This is a genomic window from Nocardia paucivorans NBRC 100373, from assembly GCF_000308675.1.
Lineage (GTDB): Bacteria > Actinomycetota > Actinomycetes > Mycobacteriales > Mycobacteriaceae > Nocardia > Nocardia paucivorans.
This window is the reverse complement of sequence record NZ_BAGE01000128.1, coordinates 1-19545: the sequence shown is the minus strand read 5'-3', so window position 1 is coordinate 19545 and position 19545 is coordinate 1. Positions and strand designations below refer to the sequence as shown.

The following is a 19545-nucleotide window of genomic DNA, read 5'->3' as shown; positions in this document are numbered from 1 at the left end:
GCTCGGTCCGATCGACGCACGACCGGGTCTGCTTCCACCAATCCAGGACAAATTTGCTCGATCTCTTTCGATAGAGGAAAGCGGTGGTCGCGAGTAGTGGTGCGACACCGGCAGGACTCACCATGGTTTCTTTCATCGGGGATGAGATCGAATGGCCGGTATCTCGGATGCCTTCATGGATCACGAAGGCGGCGAGTACATGGACGACCTTACGGACGGTTCCGTCGGCGTCCGAGAGAAGTGCACGGCCGAACATGGGGCGATCGGTTCGCGTTCTTTCGCATCGCCCGATGACAGGGCGGGCCGTCCGATATGGGGTCGAGCGAAAACGACCGCGGAAGCGGGGATCGGCCAGTTTCTCGATATCGGTACCGGTATTCCGACCGAACCGAATCTGCATCAGGTGGTCCAGAAGATAAACCTGGCCGCCCGGGTGGTGTATGTGGACAACGATCCACTGGTGCTCGCTCACGCGCGCACTCCTGAGCGGCATCGACGAAGGGCGGATCAGCCATGTCAACGCCGATCTCACCGAACCGGATTCGATCCTGTCCGCACCCGCGCTGCTCGACACACTGGATCTGGAGGTGCCCACCGCGCTCGGCCTCATTGCGACCGCCCATTTCGTCCCGTGTGAGGTGATATATGAGGCGGTGGCGACCCTGTTGACCGCGCTGGCGCCGGGCAGTTACCTGATGATGACGCATCTGACCGCGGAGATCGACCCGGAGGGGGTGGCCGGTACCGTGGCGGCCTATACCCAGAGCGGGATCGTGATGCAACCGCGTGGCCGAGAGGAGTTCGAGCGGTTTTTCACCGGCCTGGAACTGGTCGAGCCGGGGATCGTGCCGCTGCACCGGTGACGGCCGATGATGGAGCAGCCTCCCTCCTATGATCGCATTCTGCCGTTGTACGCGGCCGTCGGCCGCAAACCGGCGGCGGGGTAGTCCGGCGCGGACGCGAAAGCGGCGGGGCCGGGAATATCGGGCGCGATGCGACCACCGCGGTGGTGATTCGGTTCGATGGGACCGGCCTCGGCTCCGACCCGTCTGGACCTGAACTCACCTCCATCCTTGGGGATTTCACTGTTTCCCACGCCGATCCACCGAGAGGTCGACGCACCGATACGGGCCGGGATGCCCACGCCCGTCATCTCGGAGATGTTTCGGGTCAACCCGGCCACCTACGGCATCGCAGGTGCGGGAGAAGTTCGAGGAACTCGCGAAACACCCGTCCCTGGCCGAGCAACCGCGGTCCTTCACTCGGTCGATACTGCTCGAGGTAGCGGCGGTGATGCTCACCGGCCCGCAGCCACCGGAGCGCCGCTGTCGACCGGCCACCGGTATCGCCGCGGCGGTGGCCGAGAAGATGCCACCGCGTCAGCGATCGAGAGGGGCCCCGGTCCCGAAGCCGAACGAATACTTTCGCTTCGACACGACGACGGACGAGACCCGGGAGGGCGAGTCGACGAAGCCGACCGGTGACCAGGAGGGCCTGGTCATGGGGGTGCGCGATTCGAAACCCGCCACCATTCCATGTGCCGGAGGCCGGTGGCGGGGCGATCACGGGTCCGGCCGAAGGACGACGAATCCGGTTCGGCCGCAACCGTCATGAGTTGGACATCTGTATCGGTACCGACGACCGCAAGATCAGCCGTTGCCACGGCGTACCGATCCGTCATCGAAATCTCTGGTGGGTCGGCAATACCGGGCGGCAACCCATTCGGTTGGCCGGCTCCCGAAAGCTGTTCACCGACGAAGAACCCTCGCCGCTCGGGCCCGGTTACACTCCCCTGCTCATCCTCGGTTCCGGAAAACGTGAACACCTGCTGGAGTTGTATGTGGCGGGTGCGGACGAGCGGCGGAAACCGGCCGGTCCCGCCGACCCGACACACCCGCCCCGCGTCTGGCGACTGTCCGAGGTGGGCTGGAACGCCAAACGGGTCGAACATCTGATCGTGAGAGTCCGCACCCGTCTCTCCGCGGCGGGGCCCGGTCCGACCCGCGAAGAAGTGGGTGAGCCGGTCGGCAACAGCCTCGACCACGACCTCATCTGTGAACTCATGGACAGCACCACACTGGTGCCCCGAAGCTTCGTCTCCTGGATCTTCCCGACCGAACAACCGACGACTTCGTTCTCCGTCCCACTGGTGTGAAGTCGGCACCCCAACGGTCTGGTTTCATCGGTGTATGGAAATACTGGGTCTCGACAATGTGCTGGTCCCGGTGGGCGATCTGGCGGAAGCCCGGTGGTTTTACGCCGGTGTCCTCGGTCTTCCGGTGAAGTTCGAGAGGGTCGAGCACGGTTTGGCGTTGTTCGGGGTGGGCACGGAAGCTCCCGGCATCATGGTTCGGGTCGATCCGCGTGCGGGGCGTGGTGCGCCGCCGGCCATGCGATTGTGGTTGGAAGTACATGATGCCCGTGCCGTTGCCGTAGAGCTGGGTGGTCAGGGGGTGACACCGTTGTCCGAACCCTTCGAGGTGGGCACCGGGTGGGTGGTGGAGATCGCCGATCCGTGGGGCAATGTGATCGGGTTGACCGACTATCTGAAATGTCCGGAACTGGCTCGTCGTGTGGGCCGGTGAACAGCACCGTAGCAATCCCGCATGCCGCGCCCAGTCCAGGAACGGTTTCGGTCTGGGGGTGGAGTAGCCTCCGATACGGAACAAGATGGCCGCGCATCCGTAGCGAAGTGCCGCTTTCGAGATAGGGAGCATCACCGGCACGAAAACGGTCGGCCCTGACGTGAATGCATTTTCGGATACCGGTCGGGATGGAATTCGTATCCGACGACGGTCAAAGCGACGACCAGACTCGGTATGTGCGCGATCAGTAGAGATACACAGGCCACCGCCGCTATGACCGATCCGGTCGTGATGTCGTTTCGAATAAGGCTTCGTTCGTCGAGGTAGGGCTTTTGGTGGTCGGTCAGCACGATGGTGAATGTCACCGCAAGCACGACCGGTGCGCCGACCATGAACGCGAAGACCGACGCAAGCATCGACGGCGGAGGCGAGCTCCACTGCCGTGGCCCCATCACCACGCATCAGGCGGGTAATGGTCGGGTTGAGCGGCCACGGTGTTCCCAGCTCATGCCGAAGTGCGCTGTCGCGCTTCCCGACCCCGTCGATGACGGCACTCCATCGTCGAGGATCGATACCCGCCCGGCGGGCTTGTTTCCGGAGATATTCGGTGATTTCCGGGGCTTCCAACGACCACAAGGTGATGGTGGTCGCCGAATGCAGTCCGGCGTCCGCGCCGAGTTCGCGTATCCGAACATAGGTATCGGTGCGGCAGGTGAGGACGACCGGACGTCCACGCCATGCCGTTTCATTGAGTTGCCGCAGTGCCGCCCGAGCAATGTGTGGGTGTGGACCGTCTCCGTCCATCTCGTCGAGACCATCCAGAACCGGCAGTATGCGGCCGGATTCGACAAACATTCGCGCTGTTCGACGGCTCATGGCGTAGTCCTGGGAAACCCGTCTGCTCGGCCAATGGCCGAAACTATTGGACACCGGTTCCCAACCAGCGATATCGACCCGGACGGGGACAGGTCGGGGGTCGATGTTGTTGCGTTTCCGCTGATCCAACAGTTCCAATACGAGATGCAGCGCGGTGACGGTTTTCCGGAGCCGGCTCCACCGAGAATGACCAGGCGGCCCCGTTCGAGCTGCGCATGGTATCCCGACACATCGGAGAGCGATCCGGTCCTGCCGGAGTTCGGTGATCCGTTCCAGTGCAGATCGATCGCGTCTCCACGAACCACCCCTAACTAGCCGAGACATCGAGTCTCGACCCGTTCCACCAACTCGGCCAAACCGGGTCGTGCCCGACAGGTCACCGGGCACGACCCGTTCCGTCGCGCCGACCCCGCTTTTCTCCCGGCTCCCGCCGTAGTGGAGCCGGGTCGGCGCATATCACGACCCTCGCGTCAGCTCGACGCGGTTGTTATCCCGAGCTGCGCGGCCAGTGCGGTGGCGGTTGCGGGGAACCGGTCTAGCAAATCGGCTACCTCGTGGTTCCCGGTCTCCTGCCATCCGCCCTCGAGGCCGAACAGCCCGGCGAGTGCGTTGCAGGTGGCGGGATGGGCGGCCAATAGTTCGGTGACCGGTCCGCCCGCCACCGCCGACGGTGGTGCCGCGGCCGAGCCGGCCTCGGCCGACCAGGGTGGGACGAAGGTGTCCACGGCGGGTAGCGCGCCGGGGAAGACGCGGCCCGCTTCTCGGATCAGTCCCGGGATCAGCTCGCCCGCCTGATCTCTCAGGGTGATGATGAGCTTCGGCAGCCACGGCAGCAGTACCGCGTCCGGTAGTATGCCGAAGGCCTTCGACAACAGCTCCACCACAAAGGGTTTCAATGCGGGGGCCGGATCGATGGCCTGCACGAAACCGCTCACGTACTGCGGTACGGTCGGCAGCACCAGGGGGTTGGTGAGCATCTCGTCGCACCGCTCGCGGAGCTCGGCCATGGTCAGGAGGCCGAGCTGGAACCGGGCCGCCCACAGCAGCGCCACCTTGGCCGGTTGCTCCGGGTGCGATTGCAGTACCGCCAATTCCAGTTGGGTGTGATCGCAGCCCAGCGACAGCGCCAGGTTCTCCATCCCGAACAGGAAGCCCAGCATGGCCGCCACCTGTGCCGGTCCGGTTTCTTCGGCGGCGAAGGCGGTAGGCAGCAGGGTACAGTAGTGCGCGTAGCCGGCGGTCACGAACCGTTCGCACCACGCCGGTAGGCCGGCTTCGATGGAGCGGAAATAGTTGAGCAGCGCCCGGATGTGTCGGAGCACGAGGGGCGCGTCGTCCACCGTTCGTTCGGCGGTGAGGAGTTCGATGGCGCGGGTGCCCAGGTCGGTGGCGAGCCGGGTCGACCTCAGGTACACCAGTGCGTCCTCGACCGCGGCCAATGCCACCGCCGCCGTCGCGTCCGGGGCGACGACCGCACGTCGCAGGCGCTGCTCCAGCACCTGCTCCACCGAAACGCCTTCGTAGCCGAGTTCCACCAGGGAGCGCTGGTATTTGCCGAGGTCGATATCCCAGCTCTCCTGGATGGAGGTCTCCCCCAGTCCGCGCGAACCCATGATGGGTCGTAGTGCGTCCGGTGGCAGCAGTCTGCGCAGCAGCCACAGCAGGTCCGAGCACGGTCGCAGTTCGGGGTTCGCCTTCAGGTCCAGCAGGGCGCGTTGTAGCGTCCGTTTGGTCAAATCCAGGCCCAGGGGTTCCAGCCGGTCGATCACATCGCGGGCCAATGGTGGTAGCGCCGCATATCCGACCTGTCCGATGCGGTCGCCGCCGAGCAGGATCTCGCACAGCCGCCGCACATCACGCCGTCCCGGTACCTGATCCTTCTCGAGGCAGGTGACGGCCGCGTCCTGGAAGTCGTACGGGGTGGGACGGGCGCGGTTACGCAGACCTGCCAGCAGGATCGAGGTCTCGAAGATGGCGATGGCGTCGGCGGTGCTGGCCAGATAGCCGTTGCGACGGGCCAGGCGGACGATATCCACCGACCATTCCAGGAGTTCCACCTCATCGAGGGGGTCGAGTGCTGGTGGGCGGGAGAGGAATCCCGAAAGTCGTTCGGCTACTGCTGTTTCCGATTTCGATGGCAGCAGCGGCAGGGATTTGGCGCGTTTTTTCGTTCCCTGTTGGCCGGCCAATCGGAACGGCTGCATTTTGCCGCGCCGCAAACCTTTCGCCCAGGTGGCCGCCGCGATCGACACCGCACCGCCGGCCAACCCGAACTGCGCCTCGATGGCGGAATGACTGGATGGGATCAGCCCGTATTGCCATGTGGTGGCCGTGCGCGACGAGATCTCGAACGGCGCGTTCGAGTCCAGGCCGAATTGTTCGACCGGACTGGCCGCATGGGCGGCGCCACATATGTACAACGCTTTTTCCGGATCGATGGCGTTGGCGGACATGTGTTCTCGTATGCGGGTCCACATGTACCGTTCGCGGTACTCGTTCTCGGCGATGCCGTCGCGCCGCAGCCGACGGAACAGGCTGCCGATCATCACCATGACCTGGCGGTAGGTGTCGTAGTCGGCGTCCACGAGGGGCTGTTCGACGTACTGGTCCCACCATTCCGACCAGTGGCGGACCTTGCCGTGGTGGAGCAGGTGTTCTTCCAACTCGGCGAAATGCGGCCGTAGATCACCGATTTCGATGCCGACCGCTTCACCGTGCAGGGCGTCACCCGAAGGTTTTTCGCCGTCGGTGGTCGGTTCTGATTTCGCTTCTCGAGGAGCCCATTGGAAGACGTGGTCGACGGACCGATCCACCAGCACCAGTTCGACGCCAGGCGTATCGAGCGCGTAGGCGATGGCCTGGTATTCGGCCGACGACTCGGTGATCGGCGCGACCACCGACAGCGGCGTCCATTCCACCGGGAAACCCTCGACATCGGTGGCGAAGGCCTGCAGGGCGACCGGCAACCGGCAGTTGTGCAGCTCGTCCAGCAGCGGCCGCAGGTCTTCGCACAGTTCCAGGTAGATGACACTCGGCTGCTTTTCGCGTAGGCGCCGCACCATGGCCAGTCCCGAGGCGGGTGAGTGGTGGCAGACGGGGAAGATCTCCAGCCGCTCCGACAGCGCCCGGTCGACGTCGTCGACCATGCCCGCCAGGATGTCACCCGCTGCCCTGGGCGCGCCGGCGAACGCGGCGGCCGCGTCCACCAGCTGTTCCCGGAGCGCGGCAAAGGTATTCGGCGCGATTCGGGTCTCGGGTACGGTCACGACAGCCTCGCGATCGCCGCTCGGCCGCCGTCCAGGAATTCACCCCAGGCGGCGCTGTCCTCCCGGCCCTTCGTGTCCTTGGCGCGCGGCTCGACCACGCCGTGTAGGTATTTGTTGAGGATGGCCAGATCCTCGGGCGCGCGCCGGGCCAGGGAACCGACCAGCGAGCCGGCGAGGGTTTCGGCACGCAGTTCCCGCTCGCCGAAGAACTGGCTGTGCAGGATGGCATCCTCGAGTACACCGATCTGTTCGGCGGTGGACAGCGCCGACTCCAGCTTGTCGTCGTCACTGCCGGCGGCGGCCGCGGCGGCCCGCAGATCGGCGAAGCTCTCCAGCAGGATGTCCAGCAGGGTGGGCGGCAGCTCCAGTTCGATGGAATGGCGCCGCAGCAACTCCGCGGTGCGGAAGCGCACGATCTCCGCTTCGCTCTTCTTGTTGGACACCACCGGGATGCGCACGAAGTTGAAGCGTCGCTTGAGCGCCGAGGACAGATCGTTCACACCCCGGTCGCGGCTGTTGGCGGTGGCGATGATGGAGAAGCCCGGCTGCGCGAACACCACATTGTCGTCGTCGAGCTCGGGAATGGAGATGTATTTCTCCGACAGGATGGAGATCAGCGCGTCCTGCACGTCGCTGGTGGAGCGGGTGAGCTCCTCGAAACGGCCGATCACTCCCTGTTCCATGGCGGTCATGATCGGTGACGGGATCAACGATTCCCGCGACTGGCCCTTGGCGATGACCATGGAGATGTTCCACGAGTACTTGATGTGGTCCTCGGTGGTGCCGGCGGTGCCCTGCACCACCAGGGTGGAGTTGCGGCTGATGGCCGCGGCCAGCAACTCGGCCAGCCAGCTCTTGCCGGTGCCCGGGTCGCCGATGAGCAGCAGGCCCCGGTCCGAGGCCAGGGTGACGATGCTGCGCTCGACGAAACTGCGGTCACCGAACCATTTCTGTTCCACTTTGCGGTCCAGTCCGTCGGCGCGTTCGGAGCCGAGGATGAACAGTCGCACCATCTTCGGGCTCAGTCGCCACGCGAACGGTTTGGGGCCGTCGTCGATGGACTCCAACCAATCCAGTTCCTCGGCGTACTTGATTTCGGCAGGGGCGCGCAAAACGTCGTTCATGTTGGCCGGGTCTCCTAGTCGAGAAAGTTCTTGAGTTCTTGTACGAGCTTCTGGATGCGTCCGGAAATCACCGGGGTGCCGAGTTTCTTGAACCGTTCCCGGAACCACGGATTGACACTCTGGTTGCCGGAACTGTTCACCGAACCGACCGGGATGAGTTTCACCCCGGAGCGGTGCACCGCTTCCATGGATTCGAACAGCGGCTGGGAGCGGTCGAACTCGTAGAAGTCCGAGATCCACACCAGCACGGTGTTCTTCGGGTCGGTTATCTTGGGTTGGGCCATGGCCATGGCGACCGGACCGTCGTTGCCACCGCCGAGATTGGTCCGCAGCAACACCTCGAACGGGTCGCGCACCCATGGGGTGAGATCCAGGGCGCGGGTGTCGTAGGCGATGAGATGGACATCCACTTTGGGCAGGCCCGCGAAGATCGACGCCAGAATGGTGCAGTTCACCATGGAGTCGACCATGGAACCGGATTGGTCGACCACCACGATCATGCGGGCGGGGACGGTGCGTTTGGCGGTCTGGCGATAGTAGAGCCGGTCGACGTAGAGACGCTCGTCCTGCGGATTCCAGTTGGGCAGGTTCTTCCAGATGGTGCGATCCACATCCAGGTTGCGCAGGGTTCGTTTGGGCGGAACCGAGCGGTCGACGGCGCCGACGCTGGTCTGCTGCACCTGGGTGCGCAGGACTTCGGCGACCTCGTCGATATAGCGCCGGATGAGGCGTTTGGCATTGGCCAGCGCCACCCCGGACAGATTGTGCTTGTCGCGCAACAGTTGTTCGATGAGCGACATGCTCGGGGTGAGCTGGGCCGCAAGGTGCGGATCGGCCAACACTTCACGCAACCGCATGCGGGAGACCAGTTCGCCTTCCAGGCCGGTGAGCACGCCCTGGAGATCGCAGGCCTTCTCTTCACCCAGAGTGCGGCGCAACCAGTTGGCATCCGACTGCCAGTCCGCCAGTTGGGTGGCGTTGACCTGGCCTGATCCGGTGGCGAAGATGTTCAGCAGCAGTTTGGAAACCAGTGCGGCGGTTCGTACGTCGGATGCGTCGACGGGCCGCAGCGAATCGGACACGGTCTCATTGTCGGCGGTGGAATCCTCGATACCGGTCATCGGGTCGGTGGTCGCGGTGAAATCGAGACTTTCGAATTCCGCCTTCAGCTCCGGAAAGCGTTGCACCACATTATCGATGGAGACCCCGGGGTCGAGTACGACCGGCGGCAACCCCAGATCCTCGACGATGTCCACGCTCGCCCGCTCCAGCGTCGGTGGCCGCTCGCCGGTGAAAATTCCGGCCAGTAGACGCCAGTACAGGATTTGTCGGCGCGTCTCGTGGTTCGGCATGGTCGCTACGGCATGGCCTATCAGGGAGCCGTTTTGCGGTGGAGTGGTCATTTGCGCAGCAACCGTCCTGCCCGTTCCCGCAACACCGCTACGGCATCGCCCGATTTCGCTTGCGCCTTGGCGATTTTCGGATCGGTGGGGCCGAGCGCCCAATCACCGTTGTGGAAGTCGGTGAGTGTGCTCTTGACCTTACGCCGCACGGCCAGTGGCCGTACCGACCATCCATCGGCGTCCCAGCGCAGCAATCCGATCATGGTGCCGCCCGCGGCGCTCACCCTGGCCGAGGTGAGCGGACCGGCAGATGACAGGGTGCCCAATTCCACCCGAATTCGTTGCTCTCCCAATTCCATGAGGCCACTGTCGACCCGATACCCCTCGAGCAGCACCGGCTCGGCGATGTGCACCGGATGGCTGTCCAAGGGCGCGACGGCCGGGGCCTGCGCCTGCGGCAGCTGCACGGCGGCGGTGGCAAACGGATCGGCGGCCTCGCCGGCCTTGGCCCGATCGTCGTCCCACAACAGGTCACCGGTCGCCGTGAGCGGCATATCGGTGAGCTCCAACGCGCGGCGTTCGGCCAGCGCGGTGAGCAACTGTCGATGTCCGGCCAGCAATTGCCACAGCGCCGGCCCCACAATGGTGTCCACCTTGGCTGCGGCCACCGAGACCCGCACCCGGCGGGCCGGTGCGTCCGAAACCTCCAGCACACCGTATACCTGGGCCTGAACAGCGGTCCCGTGCTCGTGGATGTCCACGCCCAGCGGGAGCAGACGTCCCGAAACCGATTCCTCGATATCGGGTTCCGCACCGCGCCAGGACAACAGCAGGGCGCGCGTCCACAGATCGGCCCAGCGCCGCACGGGCACCGGGTCCATGGTGGCGATAGGGGCGAAGGCACCCAGTTCGGCGGTGAAGCCGTCCAGCAGCATTGCCGGTCGGCGCAGCGCGGGGTCGGCCAGGAGCGACTCCACAATGTGGTCGGCAGCTGCCACCAGGTCGTGGTCCACACTTCGCCATCCACCGATGGCCAGCTCACCCAACCAGGCGCGGACGCCCTCCGCGAGCGGGCTCGGGGCGGCGGTGTCCGGGGTGGCCGTCCATTCACGGCGAGTACGGCCCAGCGCCGTATCGACCTGGTCTAGCAGTGCGTCGTGCACCGCGCCCAGGAGAGCGGCCCGGGCGGCGGCCAGCGCCGACAACTCATCCGCCCCGATCACTCCCGTGCGCACCTTCGCCACCGCCGCTGCCACCGCATCGGCAAGTGGGGAAGCCGCCACGGCTCCGGCCAATTCCGCCAATGCCACGCTCTGTGGTTCGGAGAGCCGGGCGAGACCGTCGACCAGCATGGTGTCGAAGCCGTTCACCACATCCAAGGCCGCCACGATATCGGCGGGCCTGTCCTCCAGTGCGTCCAGTTGTACAGACTGCATCAGCGCCCCACTCCCGCCGGGAACCAGTGCAGTTCGGGGATCGGTGTGGTGCTGTTCGGCAGTTCCAGGTAGGTCAGATGGCGCAGGAACCGGCTGAACACCGCGGCGGCCGGAGCCGGGTAACGGATTCCGTCGAGGCAGTCCACGAGACGAGCGCCTTCGGGAACCTCGACACGCAGGAAACGCGCCACTCGATCCTGTCCGTACTGGAGCACCGCTTCCGCGACGAGTGCCTCCAGGTGTTTGCAGGTCCATCCTTGGTTCAACCCGCCACACGGCCGGTTGTTGTTGGTGCTACAGCTCAGCCCATGTGTTCCGGCGGTCACCGACGCCACGTACACACGGGAGATATCGGAGCCACTCGACACCACGCCCTGGAGACGCCCGTCGGCCAGTTCCACAAACGGCACCTTGTTCAGTTTGCGCGGCGCGACAGCGGTCAAAAGTCTTACGACAGAAGTACTTTCCCATGCCGGCACATCCGGCGTGGCACTCGGATTCGAGGCCATCGTTCTCCCTCCCGGTCGATCACGATGCGCCCAAGATAGGTGACGGCACCGACAAGTACCGCCTCGAACCCGAATTCACAGGTAGGAGCACTTTCGCGCCGCGTCCACACCTGCCCGGCGACGACGACGGGTCGACAGGTTCGGAGCGCCGGTTCCCGCCGGTCTCCGTGTACCGAGATGGAGCTCTGTCGTAGTGCGCTTTCCGGAAGGCGATGAACGTCGGAAAACCCGATGTGATCAGCGGTTTCCCGGCGTCGGAATCGCCCGGATCACTGAGAGGTGTGCTGTGCTTTTCGAGCCGCCTCGAGCTGTTCCAGGAGCCGGAACGAGAGGAACACCATGGGACCGGCATCCTCGAATCGACCGCCGACGTTGCCCGCAAGGCCGCCTTCCAACGAAAGCTCACCGGTCAGATTCAATTTGAGCTGTGGGGAACCCGCGCCGAAATCGAGATCCGCCAGATCGACCCAGACAATATTGGGTCGCGTCGTGGACTCGTAGACGTATCGTTTGTTCGTCAGATCCAGGACCACCTGCCAAATGGTCTGCGACGCATCGGGTTTCCCGGGATCCGGAATACGGAACGGCTGGGCCACGTTGCGGATGACGCTGAACATGCTCGCTATGGCTTCCAGTTGACTGTTCGGCCCGGGTAGACGGCTTACGTAGTACGCCGCACGCGCGAAACGGTGCTCGGCCAGGGTATCGCCGGGGAGCGGTTCGTCTCCCCCGAGACCTTCCCAGCGCGTGAGCAATTCGATCTGTCGATCGTATGTGGGGGAATTCGTCATCACGCGATGGTTACGATCGTGGTACACGTTCGGACGACCATCGATGTATTCGATGATCGCCGAGTCGCCGTTCGCATCGTCGAGAGCGAGGTGGATGGTGGGTGGTTTTCCGCCGGTCGGGTCCGGCATCTGTACGACCTGAACGTTCGTTTTCTCGATCCACGCCACGGCCTCCGCCACGGTGGCGAAATTGTCCAGGAAATATTGGAGCCAGATGGCCTGACTCAGCGCGGGACGTGAAGGGTCGAGTTCACCGTAGGTCGATTCGGCGAGCCACAGGATGTGCCCGCCCAATCCCGCCTCGTTGAGTCCGTCCACCGAGATCATGTCGAAGGCGGCGGCAATAACGCTTCCATAACGGGAGGTCCACGTCAGCTCACCCTCGACACCGTCGTCCCGGGTCACTCCACGAGGTTGCTTCCACAAATTGGTCATCAGATCCCGGTGAAAATCCATATTCCGTCCCACCAGAACGGAACCATTTGCGTCGGGCCACATCACGCGAGTGCACATAAGTCTCCCGGACCTTTCACAAGCGCTGTCGAAGTAGGGTTCCGCCTCGAGATCCTCGAATAATCGCCGCAGCTTTTTCGGACGATCATCCTACCCGCACACAGTGCTGTCGGATGGATATCGCCGGTGTCGACGATTCCGGGGGGGCAACCTGCACCGGGCCCACGACACCACAGCCCGCTCGAACCGCTCGGCATGGCCTTCCCGAATCCGTCCCGCACCCCGCCGGGGCCCCACAGGGAAGGGCAGAGATGCCCGCAGTACACTCCCTGGATCGAAACAACCACGGGCCGTGGCTGTTTCCGGTAATACTCTGGTTCGTCTTCTACTGTGTTCCGCTTTCCTCGGGGAGGTCTTCGTGCGCGTCGGGCGGTTGGTATCGGTCATTGCCGCGGTGATACTCACCGTATCCGTCACCGGCGGGGGCACGGCCGCAGGACAGGACGATTTCGTGCAGACCGGGCTCGTCGCGCACAACAACCTCCGACCCCGGCACGACTCACCGCTCATGACCTTGGACCAGCGACTGATCGATTCGGCCCGGCAATGCGCGCAGTACTACGCCGACCTGGGCCGGATCGACCACTCCTGCCCGCACAAGAACGAGGCCGGAGAGAACCTCTTCATAATGATGGGCGGCTCTCCCGACGCCGTGGGCCATGTCGAGCAGGCCACGCAGATGTGGTACGACGAGATCGCGGACTACGATTACGACAATCCCGGCTTCAGCCACCGAACCGGACATTTCACCCAGGTGGTGTGGAAGGCCAGCACCCGACTCGGTATCGGGTACGCCTCGAAGGGTGACAACCATGTCGTCGTCGCCCTCTACGATCCACCCGGCAATGTGGAGGGGAAGTTTCCCCAGAACGTCGCGCGTCCACGCTGAGTTGGATCCCGGCGCCGAGGCCCGACGTCACTCGTCCGGTCAGCGCAGCACGCTGTAGGTGGCGGCGAGGGTGAACCCATGATCGGCGACCGCGCAGCTCACCGTGCCCTGGAACCCCACACCGCAGGTGGTGTTCTCCAAGGAGAGCCGATGACCTTCCGGTAGAAGCTTCGCCTCGGGATGGGTGAAGGTCGGCGTCTCCGAGGTGAGGAAATGCGCGGGTTCGTCGATCGCGGTCCTGATCTGGTTGGTCCCTTCGGGGGCGTCGATGGAGACCGCGTCGCAACCGGCCGGACCGTTGTTCCAGTAGATCGCGCAGTGCCGGCCATCGGGAGTGGTGAAGAAGACCGTCCCCCCGTATTGCGGTCCGGGCACCTGATAGTCGGCGGTCTCCACCGGGGTGTAACCGTCGAGATCGTCGGGTTGGGCGTGTGCGACGGGAGCGGTGGACAGCAGCGCACCGAGGACGACCGGAACCAGGGCGACGATATGTGAGCGGCCGCTATCGAACATGAACGTTCCTTTCTGTCGACAAGAGCTCGGTACTCGATGAAGTGTGCCGTTGCCATGCGTTGTCCCGCAGCTTTTCCACGATTCCGGCGTGGATTCCGGCGTGGATGATGCGGCGGCGGCCGATGGACCGTGGGGCGTCGAACGGGTGGCCGGCCGGAGCCGGAGCAGGTAGACGAACAGCGGGCCACGTGCGGAAATAACGTTGCCGATACTCCTGGACGGTCGATAGGGTGTCGCGGTTTGTCCATTCGATCCGCAGGAGTTCGACAACCGATGAAGCCTGTCACCGAACGAGAGATCAGAGCATCGTTCGTCAACTGTTCGAAAGGGGACGCCAAACGACTGACGGTACCGGCCGACCTGGCGACCCGCCCATGGGACGATCTGGACTTCCTGGGCTGGACCGATCCGGGATTACCGGGTCGCGCGTATCTGGTATTACCCGAGGCGGACGGTCTCGCCGGTATCGCATTGCGCTACGAGACGGGCGGACCACGCCGGACCCAGATGTGCGCCATCTGTTCGACCACCCATACCGACGGAGGAGTCGTCCTGATGACCGCCCGAAAGGCCGGTGAAGCCGGTCGACGCGGTAACTCCACCGGCACCTATATGTGCGGCGACCTCCGCTGTTCGCTGTACGCCCGGCGCCTGCTGACCCCGGCCCTGGGCCGCGCCTACCGCGACGACTACGACCCCGCCGACCGCATCCACCAGATCCGACAGAACATGACCGCGTTCCTCGGTCGGGTCCGCGGCTGATCACCGCTCGACAATGCACTACGAGAGAAAGAGGTTGTGGCCCATGCGCCGACACTCGAGACCGATCCCACGGACGACTCGGGATTCCATGTGTGAACACAGGAATCCGGAGGCGTCCCGCTCCTCCTCGGCCGGCAGGAACCGGATTGCTCCGGTTCCTGCCGGCCGAGGAGGAGCGATGGTGGCATCGAGGCGACCGGGACGACGTCACCCGTCGTCCCGGTCGCGGTAGTGCTCGGCGACGGCGGTGAACGCCATTTTGGGTTCCCATGCCATGTCCGGATAGGTATCACCGTGGCGGTCTTCCAGGACCTTGACGATACCGAGGCTCGCGAGGTCCAGGTCGTCTCGCGGGTCGCCGGTGGGACGGTGTGGATGGTTGTGTAGCGCGAACAGGAACACGAAGGCGCTGTCGACGCCTTCGGTGTCGAAGATCTCCAGCAACTCGGCAAGGTACGCGGCTTGACCGGCCTCGTCCCGGACATAGTTCCCGTTCAGTCGGATCGGCTCTCCGGTGGTCGTATCGTATTCGACGATCTCGTTGCTGCGTGGCGCCACCTCGGCCGCACCGCGCCAGGTGGCCGTACCGAATCCGGTGATCGCCACCGGCTTTCCCTGCGCGACCAAGGCGCGCACGCCCGCCTGGAACCGATCGGCCACCTCGGCCGATCGAATCAGCTCGACCGATACGAAATCGAAAGGTGTCCAATCGATGTGTTCGAGCGGTACGGCGCAGTAGGTGAGCCTGCCGCGGAAATGCGCACGGATCACGGGCACGGCCTCGGCGAAGAATGCGTCGAGGCGGGCACTCACCTCCCTGATCCGGTCCTGGCGACGGCCGGGGTCCGTCACCAGGAACTCGACGCGGTCCCCAACGGTGTCGCCGGGTAGGAAACCTCGGTTCATGAGGGACAGTTCGACACCCGCCACGAATACGACCTCGGCTCCCGTACCGCGTAGCCGTTCGGCCCGAAGGGCGCATTCGGCGAACAGCGACAAGATCTGCGCGGTCTCGAGCTCCAGCGGATACGGCGAGAACCACACCTCGAGGCCCAGTGCGGCTGCGCACCGGGCCGCCAACTCCAGCCGGTCCGCATCACCGCCGATGATCTGGACCGCCGTGCAGTGCAGATCGTCCCGGATGATGGCCAGTTCCCGTTCGACCACCGTGGGGTCGAAGTCCGTCCGCGACATTCTGCCGTCGCGGACGAAACCGGTGTCGTAGGTGATTCCCTTGCCTCGCATGTGCGTAACCCTTCTGCCGATGGATGAGGTCGACATCAGCCTAAACAAAAATTTCCTTCACGCAAATTTTCGCTTAGGCAAAATTACGTTTGCGCAGTATGTGGCACGATAGAGGTCGTGACAACAAGACCGACGGGGTTACGTGAGCGAAAGAAGCAGGCCACCCGGATAGCGTTGCGGGAAGCGGCACTACGCCTGGCCCTGGAACAGGGGCCGGACAATGTGCGCGTCGAGGAGATCGCCGAGGCAGCCGGCGTCTCCCCCCGGACCTACAACAACTACTTCTCCAGCCGCGAACAAGCGATCGTCGCCGCCATCACCGCGGATCGGGAAGCACGAGTCGCAGCCATGGTCGCGGCACGAGCGCCCGAAGCTCGGCTCGCAGATGCCATTATCGAGGCGGTCCTGGCGCAATACACCGATCCGGGTGAACACCGACGCGACGCCCTGTCGCTGATCACCACCCGCCCGGCGCTTCGTGCGGCGTTTCTGAACGCCACAGATACGATCACCCCACCACTCGCCGATGCGATCGCCGGTCACCTGCGCGATACCCATGGTCTTACCGCCCGAGTGCTCGCGGCCGGAGTGGCCGCAGCGGTCCGCGTCGCACTCGAACAGTGGCTACAGCCGACCACCGGCGTTCTCGCCACCTCGGGCTTCGTCGTCACTTCCGGCTCGTTACCGGACCTGCTCCGCGCCGCGCTCGCCCCCCTCGAACCGGCACTCGATGCGGCCGAGCAGAGACACATGGAAACCGTTGAAGCAGAACGACTTCCTCGGGAATAGACATATCGGGCGAGGGCGCGGACCGGCTGCCTACTCGGGTCCGAACGCTCTACCGAACAGCCCCGGTGAGCGTGGTCCGGACGTTACGGTGGCCGACATGTCTTCGGCAGCGCTTCGGCGAGCTCTGTTCGATCACGGTGGCCTGGATCTTCGACCGCCGCCGGAGCGGGTCGAGGTCCTGCTGGAGAATTTGGACGCTCCGAGCGCATTTGCGAGCGGTGCACGATGTGGCCTACTCATTGGTCGGCCGGGCCGCAGCCAATTATGGCGCGGTGGCGGTGAGGAACTCGCCCGATTCGCGCGAACCCATGCGTCGTGGACCGAGGCCGGAGTGGGGCTGGACTATCTACTGGTCGGCCTGACCGACAAGATCTGGAAGGCAAGCGGGTACCCGAACCAGAACACCTGGTCGTACAACGACCGGCCGAGCGCGGCGCCGGAGCCGGGGAGCCGGCCGCGAGCGGACGCTACGCGGGTCGGCTCCCCGGACCGAAACGGGCTCAATCGGCGAAGAGTGTTTCACCGAGGTACCCGCCCGGTTCGATGCCCGGGGGGATGACGAACACCGCCGAACCGATCGGGGTCGTCCACATATTGAGCGCGTCGAACTCGGCCAATCTGCGCTGTACCGGTAGGAACTGGGCGTCGATATCGCGCTGATAGGCCGCGAACAGCAGACCGGAGTTCGATATCCGTCCCGGTTCGGGGGCGTCATCGTAGTTGTATCCCCGTCGCAGGAACCGCTCACCGTCGTGGGTGTGGTGGGCGCGGGCGATATGCGCCGACGGTGGGATAACCGGAATACCGTTGACGTCGACGGCCGTGAAATCGGGTTCGTCGTGCTCATGGGTGCCGGTCAGCGGCGCACCGTTGGACAGTGTGCGACCCACCGAGAGCTCACGGCCCTCGGTGTCGAGCTCGTCCCAGGTGTCCAGGTCCATGGCGATACGACGCAGCACCAGTGAGGTCCCCCCGGCCAGCCACGGCTGCCGGCCGCCGTCATCCCAGACGAGCCGATCGAAATCGGCGCTGTTCGGGTCGATATTGGCGGTGCCGTCGACCTGCCCCATGAGATTGCGGGGGGTGGCGCCGGGAGCGGCGTCGCGAAACCCGCGCTGCACCCAGCGGACGGTGACCAGCGAGGTGATACTGCGGCACAGTACCCGCACCGCGTGCGCGACGGTGGTCGGCTCGTCGGCGCAGATCTGCAACAACAGGTCACCGCCGCTGAACTCCGGCCGTAGCCGGTCGATCTCGAACGCGGGTAGTGGACGCAACCAGGTGGGTGCGCGCCGCGCCGGCGCGGCCGTAGCGAATATCCGTGGACCGAACCCCACGGTGACGGTGAGCCGCGCCGGGCGGGCCGCCAGTTCCGGCTCGGTATCGGCGAGCGCCGGCCGCCCCTGGGTGAGGCGGGCGGCGTCCTCGGTCCAGATGCCGAGCAGACCGACCAGATCGTCACGGTCGGTGCCCGACCGTAGGTCCAGTCCGACGAACGCGGCGTACGCCTGGGGTGGAGTGGCGATACCGGCCTGGTGGGGGCCGTAGAACGGTTCGGTGGCGGTCGCCGTGTCGGTCGGGGCCCGGCGCAGGTCGGCGGCGGTCCACCCCGCACCCGCCGCGCCGACCACCCCCGCGGCGGCGACCCCGCCACCGAGGAGCCGCCGTCGGGAGAGCCGGCCGCTGCGCCGCTCAGCCATCGTGTGTCGTGGAGGCGTGGTGGCCATGGTGTTCGGTGTCGGGGGCGTAGTTCTCCTGTGCGCCGGAGAAATCCCGCACCCGGGCGGTGAACGCCGTGGTGGAACCGTCGGCGAAGTGCAGTTCGATCGAGGTGTTCGAGCCGGTGCGCAGCGGCTCCTTCAAATCCATGAACATCAGGTGGTCGCCGCCGGGGGCGAGGGTGAGCGTCTGCCCGGCCGGAATCGTGAAACCGCCTTCCTTGGGGCGCATGGTCTTGGTGCCGGACGAATCGGTCACCGTCTCGTGCAGTTCCATCCGGGACGATGCCGCGCTGGTCGCCGAGACCAGGACGATATCGCGGTCGCCGTCGTTGGTGATCTCCGCGAAGGCCGCTGACATCCCGCTGTCGGCCGCCTTGACCCACTGGTCGTGCACGGTGACCGATGCGGCGGCGTTCCCGTCCGGCTCCGAGCTCGCGCAGGAGGCGGGCAATAGCAGTACCGCCAGCGCCGCGGTTGCGACGCGGGCCAGGCGCGCGGCGCGGGACGCGCCGGAAGTCGATGGGGTGGATTCGGCTGCGATGGACACACGGACTCCATTCGAGAGAAGTAAGGGGAAGTCACCGTGCCGGGATGTGCTCGGATCATGTCCGGAGACGCGAGCCGGTCGCACCGCGATCCGACCCGCGCTGTCCGTGGCGGCAAGGACCTCGGAGACATCCGAGGCGTGCTGTGAGCCGAGCACGAAAAGGACGGCCGTAGGGTCCCGGCCCACCGGGAAACGACCCGGCGCACCGAGCATCGGTGCGTGGGATGATCACGGGCGATGCCGTGCGGCACCTAGCGCCCGATATCTCGCGGTCGCTCCGGCGAACGGTGAAAGGTATGGCGTGTTACCGGGGCAGCGGTGGTCCGCGCCTACCGATTCCCGAGTCCACCAGGAGGGGCAGTGGTCTCGGCACCGTGGTCCGTATGAGCGGACGGCCGGGCCCGTCCGGCACGGGGAGTGCCGGGTCAAGCGCGAGGAGCACACCCCGCATACTCACGAGGACGTAGCGGGCCGCCGATTCGGCGCCGTGGATCAGCAGCGCCCCGACGAGCACGGCGACGAGGTGCGCGCCGAGCATGAGTGACGGCGCGGAGCTTCCGTGTTCGTGTGCGGATATCGATAGGGCGGTATGGCCGAGCGCCTGCCCGAATACGAGCATCGCCATTATGTCCGTGA

General features: G+C 65.1%; 17 protein-coding genes and 2 pseudogenes. 7 read left to right on the top strand and 12 right to left on the bottom strand.

Going from position 1 to position 19545, the window contains the following annotated elements:
• Positions 1–151: 151 nt before the first annotated feature.
• The 4 genes and pseudogenes from ON32_RS30950 to ON32_RS26130 all read left to right on the top strand — a co-directional run bounded on the left by ON32_RS30950 (position 152) and on the right by ON32_RS26130 (position 2585).
• Positions 152–863, top strand: a pseudogene (locus tag ON32_RS30950) (SAM-dependent methyltransferase).
• 334 nt (positions 864–1197) lie between these two features.
• Positions 1198–1614, top strand: a complete 417-nt coding sequence (locus tag ON32_RS29795; protein ID WP_040793705.1) for a hypothetical protein — start codon at positions 1198–1200, stop codon at positions 1612–1614.
• A gap of 1 nt (position 1615) precedes the next feature.
• The gene (locus tag ON32_RS26135) at positions 1616–2155 is read left to right on the top strand and encodes a hypothetical protein (protein WP_051133705.1); all 540 of its coding nucleotides are present in this window, start codon (positions 1616–1618) and stop codon (positions 2153–2155) included.
• Between the two features lie 34 nt (positions 2156–2189).
• Entirely contained in the window at positions 2190–2585 is a 396-nt protein-coding gene (locus tag ON32_RS26130; protein WP_040793704.1) for a VOC family protein, read from the top strand.
• 131 nt (positions 2586–2716) lie between these two features.
• On the opposite strand, the gene ON32_RS26125 is transcribed toward ON32_RS26130, so the two are convergent.
• The 7 genes from ON32_RS26125 to ON32_RS26095 form a co-directional block, all read right to left on the bottom strand.
• The gene (locus ON32_RS26125; protein ID WP_040793703.1) at positions 2717–2977 is read right to left on the bottom strand and encodes a hypothetical protein; all 261 of its coding nucleotides are present in this window, start codon (positions 2975–2977) and stop codon (positions 2717–2719) included.
• A 954-nt stretch (positions 2978–3931) separates the two neighbouring features.
• Positions 3932–6727 carry a DUF5682 family protein gene (locus ON32_RS26120; protein WP_083874800.1) on the bottom strand — a complete coding sequence of 932 codons (2796 nt, stop codon included), beginning with the start codon at positions 6725–6727 and terminating at the stop codon, positions 3932–3934.
• A complete protein-coding gene (locus ON32_RS26115) occupies positions 6724–7851 on the bottom strand; it encodes an ATP-binding protein (RefSeq protein ID WP_040793702.1) in 1128 nt (375 codons plus the stop codon). Before ON32_RS26115 ends, ON32_RS26120 begins: the two co-directional genes overlap by 4 nt.
• A gap of 14 nt (positions 7852–7865) precedes the next feature.
• On the bottom strand, positions 7866–9254 hold the full coding sequence (locus tag ON32_RS26110) for a vWA domain-containing protein (protein WP_051133704.1): 1389 nt from the start codon (positions 9252–9254) through the stop codon (positions 7866–7868).
• Positions 9251–10630, bottom strand: coding sequence for a hypothetical protein (locus ON32_RS26105; RefSeq protein WP_040793700.1), 1380 nt, complete (start codon positions 10628–10630; stop codon positions 9251–9253). The genes ON32_RS26110 and ON32_RS26105 overlap by 4 nt, the downstream gene beginning before the upstream one ends.
• Positions 10630–11073 (bottom strand): hypothetical protein, encoded by a 444-nt coding sequence (locus tag ON32_RS26100; protein WP_245551301.1) that lies wholly within the window; start codon positions 11071–11073, stop codon positions 10630–10632. Before ON32_RS26100 ends, ON32_RS26105 begins: the two co-directional genes overlap by 1 nt.
• 335 nt (positions 11074–11408) lie before the next feature.
• Positions 11409–12443, bottom strand: a complete 1035-nt coding sequence (locus ON32_RS26095) for a linear amide C-N hydrolase (RefSeq protein ID WP_040793699.1) — start codon at positions 12441–12443, stop codon at positions 11409–11411.
• A 358-nt stretch (positions 12444–12801) separates the two neighbouring features.
• Here ON32_RS26095 and ON32_RS28365 point away from each other — a divergent pair, with 358 nt between their 5' ends.
• A complete protein-coding gene (locus tag ON32_RS28365) occupies positions 12802–13332 on the top strand; it encodes a CAP family protein (RefSeq protein WP_157224381.1) in 531 nt (176 codons plus the stop codon).
• 39 nt (positions 13333–13371) lie between these two features.
• On the opposite strand, the gene ON32_RS26085 is transcribed toward ON32_RS28365, so the two are convergent.
• Positions 13372–13845, bottom strand: coding sequence for a hypothetical protein (locus ON32_RS26085; protein ID WP_040793698.1), 474 nt, complete (start codon positions 13843–13845; stop codon positions 13372–13374).
• Positions 13846–14118: 273 nt separating this feature from the next.
• Between ON32_RS26085 and ON32_RS26080 the strand changes: the two genes are divergently transcribed.
• Entirely contained in the window at positions 14119–14607 is a 489-nt protein-coding gene (locus tag ON32_RS26080; RefSeq protein WP_040793697.1) for an FBP domain-containing protein, read from the top strand.
• 207 nt (positions 14608–14814) lie between these two features.
• Here ON32_RS26080 and ON32_RS26075 read toward each other — a convergent pair whose 3' ends face one another.
• Positions 14815–15852: a glycoside hydrolase family 113 protein gene (locus tag ON32_RS26075; protein WP_040793696.1), complete on the bottom strand. Its 1038-nt coding sequence runs from the start codon at positions 15850–15852 to the stop codon at positions 14815–14817.
• Between the two features lie 117 nt (positions 15853–15969).
• Here ON32_RS26075 and ON32_RS26070 point away from each other — a divergent pair, with 117 nt between their 5' ends.
• Positions 15970–16641, top strand: a complete 672-nt coding sequence (locus ON32_RS26070; protein ID WP_040793695.1) for a TetR/AcrR family transcriptional regulator — start codon at positions 15970–15972, stop codon at positions 16639–16641.
• 500 nt (positions 16642–17141) lie between these two features.
• On the opposite strand, the gene ON32_RS26065 is transcribed toward ON32_RS26070, so the two are convergent.
• From ON32_RS26065 to ON32_RS26055, 3 genes and pseudogenes are all read right to left on the bottom strand, one after another.
• The gene (locus ON32_RS26065; RefSeq protein ID WP_040793694.1) at positions 17142–18341 is read right to left on the bottom strand and encodes a Dyp-type peroxidase; all 1200 of its coding nucleotides are present in this window, start codon (positions 18339–18341) and stop codon (positions 17142–17144) included.
• On the bottom strand, positions 18334–18852 hold the full coding sequence (locus tag ON32_RS26060) for a copper chaperone PCu(A)C (protein ID WP_040793770.1): 519 nt from the start codon (positions 18850–18852) through the stop codon (positions 18334–18336). The genes ON32_RS26065 and ON32_RS26060 overlap by 8 nt, the downstream gene beginning before the upstream one ends.
• Before the next feature lie 361 nt (positions 18853–19213).
• Positions 19214–19545: pseudogene (locus ON32_RS26055) on the bottom strand (hypothetical protein); the annotation flags it as partial.